The 12,908-nt window shown below is 62.7% G+C and carries 15 protein-coding genes; 9 read left to right on the plus strand and 6 right to left on the minus strand.

All coding sequences use genetic code 11. The features are described 5' to 3' along the window. Together AC5DC2_RS10055 and AC5DC2_RS10060 are read left to right on the plus strand one after the other, a co-directional pair. Positions 1–377: cobaltochelatase CobT-related protein (locus AC5DC2_RS10055; RefSeq protein ID WP_491698379.1), on the plus strand; the 377-nt coding region annotated here is incomplete at its 5' end. After that, complete coding sequence (locus AC5DC2_RS10060; RefSeq protein WP_491698380.1) at positions 374–1,336, plus strand: esterase-like activity of phytase family protein; 963 nt, start codon at positions 374–376, stop codon at positions 1,334–1,336. The genes AC5DC2_RS10055 and AC5DC2_RS10060, both read left to right, overlap by 4 nt. Here AC5DC2_RS10060 and AC5DC2_RS10065 read toward each other — a convergent pair. Next, positions 1,320–2,000 (minus strand): TetR/AcrR family transcriptional regulator, encoded by a 681-nt coding sequence (locus tag AC5DC2_RS10065; RefSeq protein ID WP_491698381.1) that lies wholly within the window; start codon positions 1,998–2,000, stop codon positions 1,320–1,322. The two genes, AC5DC2_RS10060 and AC5DC2_RS10065, sit on opposite strands and share 17 nt — an antisense overlap. Positions 2,001–2,099: 99 nt before the next feature. Between AC5DC2_RS10065 and AC5DC2_RS10070 the strand changes: the two genes are divergently transcribed. Beyond that, complete coding sequence (locus AC5DC2_RS10070) at positions 2,100–2,642, plus strand: VOC family protein (protein WP_024707799.1); 543 nt, start codon at positions 2,100–2,102, stop codon at positions 2,640–2,642. Between the two features lie 3 nt (positions 2,643–2,645). Here AC5DC2_RS10070 and amyA read toward each other — a convergent pair whose 3' ends face one another. After that, positions 2,646–4,133 (minus strand): alpha-amylase, encoded by a 1,488-nt coding sequence (amyA, locus tag AC5DC2_RS10075; protein WP_491698382.1) that lies wholly within the window; start codon positions 4,131–4,133, stop codon positions 2,646–2,648. Positions 4,134–4,315: 182 nt separating this feature from the next. On the opposite strand from amyA, the gene AC5DC2_RS10080 reads away from it, so the two are divergent. Further along, positions 4,316–5,758, plus strand: a complete 1,443-nt coding sequence (locus AC5DC2_RS10080; RefSeq protein WP_491698383.1) for a mannitol dehydrogenase family protein — start codon at positions 4,316–4,318, stop codon at positions 5,756–5,758. Between the two features lie 112 nt (positions 5,759–5,870). Here the strand turns inward: AC5DC2_RS10080 and AC5DC2_RS10085 are convergent, their stop codons facing one another. Both AC5DC2_RS10085 and rpmB read right to left on the minus strand, forming a co-directional pair. Next, entirely contained in the window at positions 5,871–6,506 is a 636-nt protein-coding gene (locus AC5DC2_RS10085) for a VUT family protein (RefSeq protein ID WP_491698384.1), read from the minus strand. A gap of 95 nt (positions 6,507–6,601) precedes the next feature. Beyond that, positions 6,602–6,898 (minus strand): 50S ribosomal protein L28, encoded by a 297-nt coding sequence (gene rpmB / locus AC5DC2_RS10090; RefSeq protein WP_024707795.1) that lies wholly within the window; start codon positions 6,896–6,898, stop codon positions 6,602–6,604. Between the two features lie 269 nt (positions 6,899–7,167). Here rpmB and AC5DC2_RS10095 point away from each other — a divergent pair, with 269 nt between their 5' ends. Together AC5DC2_RS10095 and yddG are read left to right on the plus strand one after the other, a co-directional pair. Further along, complete coding sequence (locus AC5DC2_RS10095; protein WP_024707794.1) at positions 7,168–7,908, plus strand: DUF3108 domain-containing protein; 741 nt, start codon at positions 7,168–7,170, stop codon at positions 7,906–7,908. 19 nt (positions 7,909–7,927) lie between these two features. Continuing rightward, positions 7,928–8,794 carry an aromatic amino acid exporter YddG gene (yddG, locus tag AC5DC2_RS10100; RefSeq protein WP_024707793.1) on the plus strand — a complete coding sequence of 289 codons (867 nt, stop codon included), beginning with the start codon at positions 7,928–7,930 and terminating at the stop codon, positions 8,792–8,794. Between the two features lie 4 nt (positions 8,795–8,798). Here yddG and AC5DC2_RS10105 read toward each other — a convergent pair whose 3' ends face one another. Both AC5DC2_RS10105 and gloB read right to left on the minus strand, forming a co-directional pair. Beyond that, complete coding sequence (locus AC5DC2_RS10105) at positions 8,799–9,224, minus strand: cupin domain-containing protein (protein ID WP_491698389.1); 426 nt, start codon at positions 9,222–9,224, stop codon at positions 8,799–8,801. Between the two features lie 11 nt (positions 9,225–9,235). Further along, positions 9,236–10,006, minus strand: a complete 771-nt coding sequence (gene gloB / locus AC5DC2_RS10110) for a hydroxyacylglutathione hydrolase (protein ID WP_491698385.1) — start codon at positions 10,004–10,006, stop codon at positions 9,236–9,238. A gap of 86 nt (positions 10,007–10,092) precedes the next feature. Between gloB and AC5DC2_RS10115 the strand changes: the two genes are divergently transcribed. The 3 genes from AC5DC2_RS10115 to AC5DC2_RS10125 form a co-directional block, all read left to right on the plus strand. Continuing rightward, positions 10,093–10,836 carry a class I SAM-dependent methyltransferase gene (locus AC5DC2_RS10115; RefSeq protein ID WP_491698386.1) on the plus strand — a complete coding sequence of 248 codons (744 nt, stop codon included), beginning with the start codon at positions 10,093–10,095 and terminating at the stop codon, positions 10,834–10,836. Positions 10,837–10,959: 123 nt separating this feature from the next. After that, positions 10,960–12,069 (plus strand): histidinol-phosphate transaminase, encoded by a 1,110-nt coding sequence (hisC, locus tag AC5DC2_RS10120; protein WP_491698387.1) that lies wholly within the window; start codon positions 10,960–10,962, stop codon positions 12,067–12,069. Then, on the plus strand, positions 12,066–12,908 hold an 843-nt coding region (locus AC5DC2_RS10125; RefSeq protein ID WP_491698388.1), incomplete at its 3' end, for a prephenate/arogenate dehydrogenase family protein. The genes hisC and AC5DC2_RS10125, both read left to right, overlap by 4 nt.

A 12,908-nucleotide genomic window follows, 5' to 3' on the forward strand; every position in this document is an offset into this window, starting at 1 on the left:
TGCGCGAGGGCCTGCTGAAGGAAAACATCGACGGCGAGGCGCTGATCTGGGCCCACGACCGGCTGATGGGCCGGCCGGAACAACGCCGCATCCTGATGATGATTTCCGACGGCGCGCCGGTGGATGATTCCACGCTTTCGGTCAACCCCGGCAATTTTCTCGAAAAGCACCTGCGCGCGGTGATCGAGCATATCGAGACCCGATCGCCGGTCGAGCTTCTGGCGATCGGCATCGGCCATGACGTGACGCGCTACTATCGTCGGGCCGTGACCATCGTCGACGCCGACGAACTGGCCGGCGCCATGACCGACCAGCTTGCCGGGCTGTTCGAGGAACAGGCCGCCGGCATTTCCCAGGGCAGAAGACGCGCCAGATGAGAGCCGCCTTCGCTTGTCTGGCGCTCGCGCTGGTCGCGACGCCGGCCGTTGCGGCCGCCGTCCCCGTCGACGCCGTGCCGATCGAGAAATTCGCTCCCGAAAAGGACACGGATCGTTTCGGCCGTCTCGCATTCATCGGCGGGCTGACGCTGACCTCGCCCGATCCCGATTTCCAGTCGCTTTCCGCAATCCGCTTCCTGCCCGACGGCAAGCGCTTCATCGCCGTGGCCGATACCGGCGAATGGATCGACGGACGGGTGACGCGCGATGCGTCCGGCCGGCTTTCCGGGCTTGCCGATGTCACTGTCACGCCGATGAAGAATGCGAAGGGCGTGCACGCCGGCAAGAGCGGCATGGATGCCGAAAGCCTCGCCATTGCGGGCAACCGCATCTATGTGGGCTTCGAGGGGCGCCACCGCATCGACAGCTATCCGCTTGCCGGCCATGCGCAGGCGAATGCCGCGCCGGGACCGGATTTCCTGATCCCGCCCTATGAGCTACGGCGCAATGGCAGTTTCGAGGCGCTCGCGACTGACGATGCCGGCCGCATGGTGGCGATTGCGGAAAAAAGCATCGACACGCACGGCAATCTCTTCGCCGCCATTGTTCGCGGGCAGCAGAAAGGCATTTTCAAGGTCGTGAAACGCGAGGGTTATGACGTTACCGACGCGGCCTTTCTGCCGGATGGCGACCTTCTGGTGCTGGAGCGGCGTTTTTCCCTGCTTGCCGGCGTGGCCATGCGAATTCGGCGCTTTGCCGGAGAAGCGATCCGGCCGGGCGCCACCGTGGACGGTCCGGTGATCATGCAGGCCTATGGCGGCACGCACCGGATCGACAATATGGAGGGCATGGATATCCTCCGCGCGGATGACGGCGCGCACCATGTGATCATCGTTTCCGATGACAACAATTCCCCGCTGCAGAATACACTGATGCTGGAATTCAGGCTGGCGGATTGAAGCTGTCCTGCGGCGCGACCATGGCCTGAAGCATGGCGAGCCCCTGAAGGTTGATGCGCTGCGCGTCTTGCGGGGCGAGCTCGGACCAGTTTTCCGCGAACCAGCGGTCGAGAGCCCGAGCGGCGGCAAACACCATGTCCACGATGAGGCTCAGCGGCAGGTCGGTCCGGATCGCGCCCAGCCTCTGGCCGTGTTCCGCCAACATGGCGGCCCCGGCCCTCAGGCGGCCGAGCGGCGCTTCCAGGGCCCTCTCGGTCTCCGGTCCCTCATACATCGTTCGCCCAAGCGAGGCCGTTGCGGGTTCGGCGATCAAAAGCGCGCCCAATTTCTCGAACGCAGCCCTGAGCGCCTTCCAGAAACCAGCCCGGTCTCCCGCCTCGGCAACCTGCGAGAAGTCGATCTGTCCGGAAAGACGGTCAAGCGCGCGTTCAATCACCGCGCAATAGAGGTCGGCCTTGTCGCGGACATAATAATAGGCTTGCCCCTTGCTCATGCCCGAATCCTTCAGGATGGCGTTGAGTGAAGCGCCGGCCAGGCCGTGTCGGGCGAAGGCCGCCGTCGCCGCAGCGAGCAGTCTCTCGCGACGTTCAGGCGCCAGCGTCTCCAGCCGCTCCAACGCCGAAGTTCCTTCCGCCATCGGCTTCTCGTTTTTGCGCGATGCCATTTTCATGCTTCCGTTGACGATTTTAGACCACCGGTCTAAAAGACACAGTAGTCATTATTCGAAGGGCCTTCCACCGCCGAACTGAAAAGGAGATGGCCGATGCGCTGGCGCGGTGTCAATCATGTGGAATTCTCGGTGATCGAATACGAAAAGTCGGTCGCCTTCTACGACAGGATGTTCGGCTGGCTCGGCTACAAGAGTTTCTGGACCATGGATATCGGCTATCGCTCGACCTATTACATGGCGCGCTTCCCCTTCCCCCACAGCTATATCGGCATCCAGCCGGCGAAGACCGGCGGCAAGCTCGACCACGAAGCACGCGCCACGGGCATCCACCACATCGCGCTCTGGGCGAAAAGCCGGCGCGAGGTCGACCGCTTCCACAAGGAGTTTCTCGTCCGGAACTCTGTTCCCGTCACCGAGACGCCGGCCGAATATCCGGTCTATGCGCCCGGCTATTACGGCGTCTTTTTCGACGATCCGATCAACGGCATCCACTGGGAGCTTGCGCATATTCCCAGGATCGCCTCCCCCGCGGCCTACCGGCGCAGCATGCGCGCCTGGAAAGAGGCGGAGATGCAGCATCCCGACTGGAATGGATCGCCCGCGAAGAAGGCTTTCCGCAACCTGCCGCGCGGGTAAAGCTCACAGACTGTCCTCGCGCACCCAGACGCAGACGCTGCCCGCATTGACCGGGAAGGACGCTCGGCCCTTGTCATCCGTGGTCACGGTGTCTTCCCGGTGGCCGAGAAAATCGCGGAAGCGCGCATTGGCATGGGCTTCGCCGAGCGCAACGTCCTTAGCTGTTTCCTCGCCATTGGTCAGAACCGTTACGGAACCGGGCGCGTTGCCGGTCCCTTCGCGAATGACCGCCAGACAATTGGCGTCATCGAAAACGATGGTCTCCGCGCCATTGGCAAAGCGCTTGCGCGCCTCTATCAGGTTCGGCAGGCATTCGATCCTCGGCATGTCGATATCGTACTCCTCGCCGTCCGACCCCTTGTCGCGATACTGAGCGCCGTAAAGGTCGGCATAGAAGACACTCGGCACGCCCTGTTCGCGCATCAGGATCAGCGCATAGGCAAGCGGCTTGAACCAGGGTTCGACGGCGGCCTCCAGTGATTGCAGAGGCTGGGTATCGTGGTTTTCAACCAGCGTCACGGCATGGTCCGGCACCTCTGCCGCCAGCGTGCCGTCGAAAATCGTGCGCATGTCGAAGTCGCCGCCCGCGACCGAGGCCTCGTGGAAGCGGTAATGCAGCCCGACATCGAACAGCATCAACTGCCGGTCGACCAGATCAAGATAGGCTTTCAGCGCGTCGATTTCCGGATGCCAGTATTCGGCAACGACAAACAGGTCCTCCTTCACATTCTGGCGCATATGGGCGATCCAGTCGCGGAAGAACCAGGCCGGAATATGCTTGGCGGCGTCCAGACGAAAGCCGGCAACCGGCACCTGCTCGCAGAACCATCGCCCCCAGTATTTCAGTTCCTCGAAAACGGCATTGTTGCGGAATTCCACATCAGCGCCGATCAGATAGTCGTAATTGCCGAGCTCCTGATCCACCTCGTCGTGCCACTCCCCCTCGCCATATTCATTGACAAGACGGAAAACGCCGGTTTCCTCCGGCTCCTCGATATAATCGACGCCGGTGAAGCATTTGTGGGTCCAGACGAATTCGGAATGGGCGCCGTTCCGGCCCGGGAAGGTGAAGCGGGTATAGGCGAGCGCCTCGAAGGCCTCGTCCTCGATCTTCGTTCGGTCCTGCGGATCGGTGCGTCGGACCCGCACTCTTTCCTTCTCGTCCGCCCCCAGCTTGTGGTTGAAGACAACATCGTGGATGACGCCAATGCCGTGACCGGCAAGCGTGTGGCAGGCGTTTTCAAGAGCACCGCGGTCGCCGTATTTGGTGGCAACCGTGCCCTTCTGATCGAATTCGCCGAGATCGAAGAGATCATAGGTGTCGTAGCCGACGGAGTAGCCGCCGGCGGCGCCTTTGCATGCGGGCGGCAGCCAGACATCGGTGACGCCCATGCCGGCCAGTTCCTCCGCCTTTTCCGCCACCTCGTCCCAGAGCGTCCCGCCCGATGGATAATACCAGTGAAAGAACTGAAGCAGTACGCGTCCGGCCATGCTGTCCTCGCGGTTTGGGTGAGCCGACCCTAAACGGGCGGCGATTGTGAAAGTTCCGCGCCGAGCGGTTTCGGGGCAGCGGCGATCTTTGCGCCTGCCGCCGAATTATGCAAACAAGACTTGACGGCTGTCACCCGCCGCGCCGATATCCTCCCCATGACGGCGACCAGAAGGAAGACCCCATGCAAGAGACCATCATCCGCGCCAATCCGGAATTTGCCAAGGATGAGCTTCGCCCGCGCATTCTGCATATCGGCTTCGGCGGATTCGCTCGCGCCCATCCGATGGTCTACCTGCAGGAAGGCATGAACAAGGCGGGCGGCGATTTCGGCGTCGTCGCCGTGCGCCTGAATTCCGGTGCAGAAGAACTGTCGGCCCTGGACGAGGCCGGCCATGACTACCTGATCGCCGAGATGGATGCCGAGACCGTGACCGCGCGCAAGATCGGCGTGGTGGTCGGCACGTGCCATCCCAAGCGCGACGGCATCGACGCGCTTCTCGACCTGATCGCGTCCGAACCCATGGCCGTCATCAGCCTGACGATTACCGAAAAGGGCTATTGCGTCCGCAACGGCCATCTGGATCTGGAAAACAAGGGGATCATCGCCGATCTCGCGCATCCGGAAGAACCGGGCACGGCGATCGGCGTCATCGTCGAGGGCCTGGACCGCCGCCGGAAAGCAGGCCGCGATGGGTTGACCGTGCTTTCCTGCGACAACCAGCCGGACAATGGCAAGCTCGCCCGTGCTGCCGTTCTCTCCTTCGCCCACCAGCGCGACGGAAAGCTGGCCGACTGGATCGATGCCAACGTCTCCTTCCCCTCCACCATGGTCGACCGCGTGGTACCCGCGCTCGACGATTACGGTCGCGGCGTCCTTCGCTCGCTCAATGACGGCAAGGAGGACGAGAACGGCATTGTCTGCGAACCCTTCCGCCAGTGGGTGATCGAGGATGATTTCGCCACCGCCCGCCCGCCCTTTGCCGAAGGCGGCGCGATGATGACCGATGACGTGCGCCCGTTCGAGATGATGAAGCTCAGGATGCTCAATGGCGCGCATACCTTCCTTGCCATGCTCGGCAGCCTTTCCGGTCTCGAAACCGTCTCCGCCTGCATGGAGGACGACGTGTTCCGCAGGGCCGCGCGCCAGATCATGATGGATGAGCAGCGCCCGACGCTGCCGGAGATCGAGGGCGTCAGCTTCGAGGACTACGCCGACGCGCTGATCGAGCGCTTCGCCAATCCGAAGCTGAAGCACCGGACCTCGCAGATCGCCTGGGATACGAGCCAGAAACTGCCGCAGCGCCTTCTGCACGGCATCGAGATCAACATCGGGAACAACCACCCCTGGCCGCTTCTGGCGCTCGCGGTCGCCGGCTGGATCCGCTTCGTCAAGGTGACGGCGGATGAGGATGGCAAGCTGACGGATCCGCTTGCCGAAGAGCTTCTGGCAGAAGCAACGGCTTATGACGGCGACCAGCTTGTCGATCGCATTCTCTCAAACGAATCGATCTTCGAGGAAGACCTGCGCCGCGAGCCGGCATTCCGCTCGGCCATTACCGGCGCCTACCGCTATATCGTGGAAAAAGGCCCGCGCGCGGCGGTCGAGGCGGTGCTGAAGGCTTGAGAATTTCTCGTCTTCGCAGGGACTAGATGTATGTCTGTCGATCTCCCCCCTTGAGGGGGAGATTTTTTCGCTGCGCTGCCGCTGAAAGTCCTGTCAGGGACACCGGCACCAATCAGGCATTCGCCGGACGCATCGGCCGCAGCCAGGTCATCAGCGCGCCATAGGGCAGCAGCATGACGAGGCTGAAGACCAGCTTGACCGAGAGGTCGCCCAGCGCCCAGGACACCCAGCGCGGCACGTCCACGAACGAGAAAATGCCGAAGAGCGGCGCGACGCCGAGGGCGAATTCGTCATTGGCGCCGATGAAGGCAAAGACGGCGGCAAAGCTGATGGAGAAGAACAGGACGGTATCGAGAACAGAGCCGAACAGCGAGCCGACAAGCGGCGCTTTCCACCAGGTCTGTCGACGCAGGCGATTGAACAGCGTGATGTCAAGAAACTGGCCGACCAGAAATGCCGTGCCCGAGGCGATCGCGATCCGCGGCACCGAGGCGTAGAAGGAAAAGGCGACGCCGACGACGAAGCCGGCAACCACCACCTTGCGCGCGGCGGCCGGGCCGAACTGGCGGTTGGTCAGGTCGTTGACCAGAAAGGCAAGCGGATAGGTGAAAGCGCCCCAGGTCAGAAGGTCGGCAAGCGAGATGCCGTAGACCGTGCCCTTGACGGGATACTGGACCAGAATGTTGGAGGCGAGGACGACGCCTGCCATCAGCAGGCTGTAGATAATGACGGATTGCGACTGTCGCATTTTTTTATCCTGGGTGATGCCACCAGTTGGAGGACAAATAAAGAAAGCCTTACTGCCGGGCAGCAAGGCTTTCCAGTTTCAAAACTGCCCGTTGATCAGGCGGCGGCCTGCTCAGCCGTCTTCTTGATGATTTCCTTGCGGATCAGGCGGGCGCGGGGCGAAAGCTCGCCCTCGCCGGACTTGATCAGGAATGCGTCGAGGCCGCCACGATGCTCAACCGAGCGCAGCGCCGCAGCGGAAACGCGCAGGCGGTAGCTCTGGCCGGTGGCTTCGGACATCAGCGTCACGCGGCACAGGTTCGGCAGGAACTTGCGGCGGGTCTTGTTGTTGGCATGGCTGACATTGTTGCCGGACAGCACGCCCTTGCCAGTCAATTCACACATGCGGGACATGATTTCACCTATACTCGTCTTCAGCCAACGGCTTACAACGGGACGGCCTAGTCCCGCGATCCAATTGGCGGCTAATTGGAAAGTTGCGGTTCTATAATCGCGCGGCACGCAAAGGTCAAGGCGAGATGCCGGTTTTTCACGGGGACGCGGAAATTTACCGCTGTTTTTTTTAGCCCGCCTGAGACATAAACAGGTGAGCAGGAACGACCATATCACAGGTGCGAGAGAGCGACATGAGAAAAACCGTCATTTATCAGACTGTAATCGCTATGGTTTTTCTTTTTGCGTCGGCCGCGGCCAGGGCCGAGGACATCAAGCAGCAGACCGTCTATACCATCGCCTTCTCCGGCATCAAGATCGCCGATGCAGTGTTCAACACCACGGTCAATGACGGAGATTACCGGATCAACGCCGATATCAAGGCGGCGGGTATAGGCAATCTCTTCACCTCGATCGCGGTCAAGGTCGATGCCAGGGGCGACTGGAAGGACGGTCGCCCGGAAACGCGTGAATTCGAGCTGAGCTACCGCGATGGCGATTACGCCCGCGACTACGGCGCGGAATTCGCCCGCAAGCGCGTCGTCTCTTCGACGATCGAACCTGACCCGGGCCCGCGCGGCGACGATTGGGTTGACGTCACGGCGAGACATCTGCGCGGGGTCATCGACCCGATCTCGGCGCTGCTTCTGCCGCCGTCACCAAATCCCTGTCAGGACAAGATCGCCATCTTCGACGGCGAGACGCGGCTGAACCTGGAACTGGCGCCCGCGGGCACGAAACCGTTCTCCACCAAGGGCTTTTCCGGCCGGGCCGTCGGCTGTGCGATCCGCTTCCGCCCGATCGCGGGCTATGAGCGCAAGGATGACGACATCGAATATCTCGCCAATACCCGCGAGCTCGTCGTCTGGTTCGCTTTCAACGAGGAGCTGAACGTCTATGCCCCGGTCACGGCCCAGATCCCGCTGAAGATCGGCAAGCTGACGATCTACGCCTCGAAATTCGGCGTCTGACACCAGGATTTCATTTCAAATGCGCGCAACCCTGATCGGCTTTTCGGCCGTCATCATGTGGTCGTTTCTGGCCCTGTTCACGGCCGCCTCCGGCGATGTGCCGCCGTTCCAGCTTTCGGCCATCGCCTTTCTCATCGCGAGCCTGCCCGGCATTGCGGTGCTGATCGCCCGGCCGGAACGCCGCAGAGCGCTGCGCCAGCCGGCAAAGGTGTGGATCGCCGGCATTGCCGGCCTCTTCGGCTACCACTTCCTCTATTTCACCGCGCTGCGCAACGCGCCCGCCGTCGATGCGGGTCTGATCGCCTATCTCTGGCCGCTCCTGATCGTTGTCGGTTCGGCGCTGCTGCCGGGCGAAAAGCTGAAGGCCCATCACATCGCAGGCGCGATAGCCGGCTTTGCCGGGACGGCGTTGCTGATCACGCGTGGCGGCGGGCTGACGATCAGCGGCGAATATGCGCTCGGCTATATCGCCGCCTTCCTCTGCGCCTTCACCTGGTCGGGCTATTCGCTGGTCTCGCGCTCCTTCTCCAAGGTCTCGACCGATGTGGTGACCGGCTTCTGCCTCGCGACCTCGGCGCTGTCGCTTTTCTGCCATCTCCTGCTTGAAACGACCGTCTGGCCGCAAACGGCGAGCGAGTGGCTCGCGGTCATCGGACTCGGCCTGTTTCCGGTCGGCATCGCCTTTTATGCCTGGGACTACGGGGTGAAGAAGGGCAATATTCAGGTCCTGGGTGCAGCAAGCTACGCAGCGCCGCTGCTGTCAACCATCGTGCTCCTCGTCGCCCGCTTCGGCGAGCCGGGATGGCGCGTGATCGTCGCCTGCCTGCTGATCACCGGCGGCGCGGTTCTCGCCGCGCGCGACATGATCATGCGGAAGAAGGGTTGAGACGTCAGCCGGAAGGCGCCCAGTCCGGGGCAGCAAGTTCGAAATCATCGAAGATGAAGCCGGGGGCGACGGTGCAGCCCACCAGCGTGAAGTCGCCCGTGCTTTCCGCCGCCTGCCAGTGCCCTGCGGGAATGACGCCCTGCGGACGCTCGCCGGCCATGATGTCAGCCCCGAGCGTCATCGCCTCCGTCTTCCTGCCGTCGGGCGAGACCATCAGCTTCAGCGGCGCGCCGGCATAATAGTGCCAGACCTCGACGGTCGTCAGCAGCCGGTGCCAGTGCGAGCGCTCGCCCGCTTTCAGCAGAAAATAGATCAGCGTCGAAGCGCCGCGCCCCGGTTCGCCGGCGGCATCGCGAAACGTTTCCGCAAACCAGCCGCCTTCGGGATGAGGCTTCATGCCGAGCGCATCAATGATCGCTTCGGCCGTGATCGCGCCCGCCATCAGAAATTGTCCTTCAGCCGGCGGATTTCGCCGAGAACCTCGTCGTCCCTCGCCTCCGTCATGCCGAGCTTCGCCCGGATCGCGGGATCGGTCACCCGCAGGAAGGGATTGGTCTTCTTTTCAAGCCCGATCGTCGTCGGAATGGTGAAATCGCCGGCGTCGCGCAGCGCGGCCACCGCCTCGGCGCGCTCCTTCAGCACCTGATTGTCCGGATCGACCGAGAGCGCGAACTTGGCATTGGCGAGCGTGTATTCGTGGCCGAAATAGACTTCCGTCTCGTCCGGCAGCGCCAGAAGCTTTTTCAGCGACGGCCACATGTCGGAGGCGGGCCGTTCGAACAGACGGCCGCAGCCCATGGCAAACAGCGTGTCGGCGGCAAAGAGCAGGCCCTCATCGACGAAATGGTAGCAGACATGCCCCGCCGTATGGCCGGGCGTCTCGATAACGTCGACCTTGTGGCCGGCAAAATCCAGTTCGTCGCCCTCGCCGACGGCAAGGTCAAGGCCGGGGATCACCACCGCCTCCTCGACCGGCCCGACGATCCGGCAGTCGTAACGCTCTTTCAGTGGCAGGTTGCCCTCGACATGGTCCTTGTGATGATGGGTGGCAAAGACGTCGGTAATCACCCAGCCGCGCTTTTCGGCTTCCGCGATCACCGCCTCGCCATCGGGCGCATCGATGCTGAGCGTCTTCTTGGTTTCCGGATCATGGACCAGAACTCCGTAATTGTCCGAACGGCACATGAAGACGGCGATTTGAAGTGAAGTCATCTCAAGCCTCGCGATTGCTTACCCAGTCGCCTTCAATGTAGTACTGTGCGATCTCAAGTCCAACCGGGGCCGTCTGAACTTCGCTCATGAACGCCGATATCGTTGACCTTCGCGCCTTCTACCACACCAGGCTTGGACGCCTCGCCGCCCATTCCATCGCCATGGCGCTCGTGCCTGTCTGGCCGAAACTCCCGGACGAACGCCTGGTGGGGCTCGGCTACTGCCTGCCCTATCTCGACCGGCTCGGCACGGATGCGGAACGGGTCATGGCCTTCATGCCTGCCTCCCAGGGCGCGATCAACTGGCCTGCCCACGCGGCGTCGGCAACCGCGCTGGTCATGGACGAGGAACTGCCGCTGCCCGATGCCTCCATCGACCGGGTGCTGATGGTGCACGCGCTGGAATTCACCGAAAGCCCGCGCGAGACCCTGAGCGAGCTCTGGCGCATTCTCGCCCCCGGCGGCCGCCTTGTCATCGTCGCGCCCAACCGTCGCGGCGTCTGGGCAAGGCTGGAACACACGCCCTTCGGCAACGGCCGCCCCTATTCCAAGAGCCAGATCACGGAACTGCTGCGGGAGACCAATTTCACCCCCGGCGCCTTTGCCGAGGCGCTGTTCTTCCCGCCGTCGAGAAGCCGGACGGTGCTGAAATTCCGCGCCGGTTTCGAACGGTCCGGCCGCACGTTCTGGCCGGCCTTTTCCGGCGTCAACATCGTCGAGGCGCAGAAGCGGCTTTATCAGGGCCTGCCGGTGGCCGCCCGTTCCGCACGCAAGGTTCTGGTGCCCGCCCTTGCGCCCCAGGGCGTACCGACCACGCGCAGCCGCTCCTGATGGTCTTGCCGCTGCGGGGCGGCCGCCCTCGACAAAGCGCCTAATCCTCATTATTGCTTCTCCCGTTCAAACGGCTCTTGCGGCCACATGTTGTTTTCGAGGTCTCCTATGCCTGATCAGTCGATGAAGCCGACACCCCGCCCCGGTGTCATGGATATTGCCGCCTATGTCCCCGGCAAGGACCATGTCGAGGGTGTTGCGAAGGTGTACAAGCTGTCGTCGAACGAGACGCCGCTCGGACCCAGCCCGAAGGCGATCGAGGCGATGCGCAATGCGGGCGAGAACCTGGCGCTCTATCCCGACGGCCAGGCAACCGCCCTGCGGGAGGCAATCGCGGCGAAATACGGCCTCAACACGAAGAACATCATCTGCGGCAACGGTTCGGACGAACTGCTCGGCCTGCTTGCCCACGTCTATCTCGGCGAAGGCGACGAGGCGATCATCACCGAGCACGGCTTCCTCGTCTACAAGATCCAGATCATGGCGAATGGCGCGACGCCGGTTACCGTGAAGGAAAAGAACGCGACCGTCGATGTCGACGCGATCCTTGCCGCCGTAACCGACAAGACCCGCATCGTCTTCATCGCCAATCCCGGCAACCCGACCGGCACCTATCTGCCCTTCTCGGAAATCCGCCGCCTGCACGCCGGCCTTCCGGAGAACGTCATTCTGGTGCTGGACGCGGCCTATGCCGAATATGTCCGCCGCAATGATTACGCGGCAGGCCTCGAACTGGTCGCCGAGAACGCCAATGTGGTGATGACCCGGACCTTCTCGAAGGTCTACGGACTGGCTGCTTTGCGCGTCGGCTGGCTTTATGGCCCGCTGGAGATTGTCGGCGCGATGGACCGCGTGCGCGGCCCCTTCAACCTCAACGCTCCGGCAATCGCCGCGGCAACGGCTGCGATCAAGGATGACGGCTTCACCCAGAAAGCCGTTGAATTCAACGCGGAATGGATCGAAACGCTGACGCGGGAACTGATCGCGCTCGGCCTTGAGGTCACGCCGTCCGTCACCAACTTCATCCTGATCCACTTTCCCGACGAAGACGGCCTGCGCGCGCCTGATGCCGACCGCTTCCTGTCATCGCGGGGCTATGTGCTGCGCATGGTTGCCGGCTACGGCTTTCCGAACGCGCTGCGCATGAGCGTCGGCACGGACGAAGCCAATCGCGGCGTGATCGCGGCGCTGAAGCAATTCATGGCCGGCAAAGCCAAGACGGATGCGGCATGAGCGGCTTTATGTTTGAACGCATCGCCCTGATCGGCATCGGGCTGATCGGCTCCTCTCTTGCCCGCGACATCCGCGCGAGGGGGCTTGCCCGCGAGATCATCGTCTCCACCCGTTCTCCCGAAACGCTCAGGCGCGCCGAGGAACTCGGGCTGGGCGACCGTTATACGGCAGCGGCCGAAGATGCCGTCCGGGGCGCCGATCTGGTAATCGTCTCCGTTCCCGTCGGTGCGTCCGGCGCGGTGGCGGAAAAAATCGCACCCAATTTAAAAAAGGGCGCGATCCTGACCGATGTCGGCTCCACCAAGGCCTCGGTCATCGCCCAGATGACGCCCTTCGTGCCCGAAGGCGTGCATTTTATTCCCGGTCACCCGATTGCGGGCACGGAACATTCCGGTCCGGATGCCGGATTTGAAGGCCTTTTTGCGGAACGCTGGTGCATTCTGACCCCGCCGGAAGCCGTTGACGAGGATGCGCTCCAGAAGCTTACGGCATTCTGGCAGGCGCTCGGCTCCAAGGTCGACCGGATGGCGCCTGAGCACCACGACAAGGTTCTCGCCATTGTCTCGCACCTGCCGCACATCATTGCCTACAACATCGTCGGCACAGCCGACGACATGGAAACGGTGACACAGTCGGAAGTCATCCAGTATTCCGCCTCGGGCTTCCGCGACTTCACACGCCTTGCCGCCTCCGATCCGACCATGTGGCGCGACGTCTGCCTGCACAACAGGGACGCCATACTGGAAATGCTGGCGCGGTTTTCCGAAGACCTCGCCTATCTGCAACGCGCGATCCGCTGGGGCGAGGGCGACAAGCTGTTCGAACTCTTCAGCCGCACC

The sequence above is a fragment of the Martelella sp. genome (assembly GCF_984369615.1).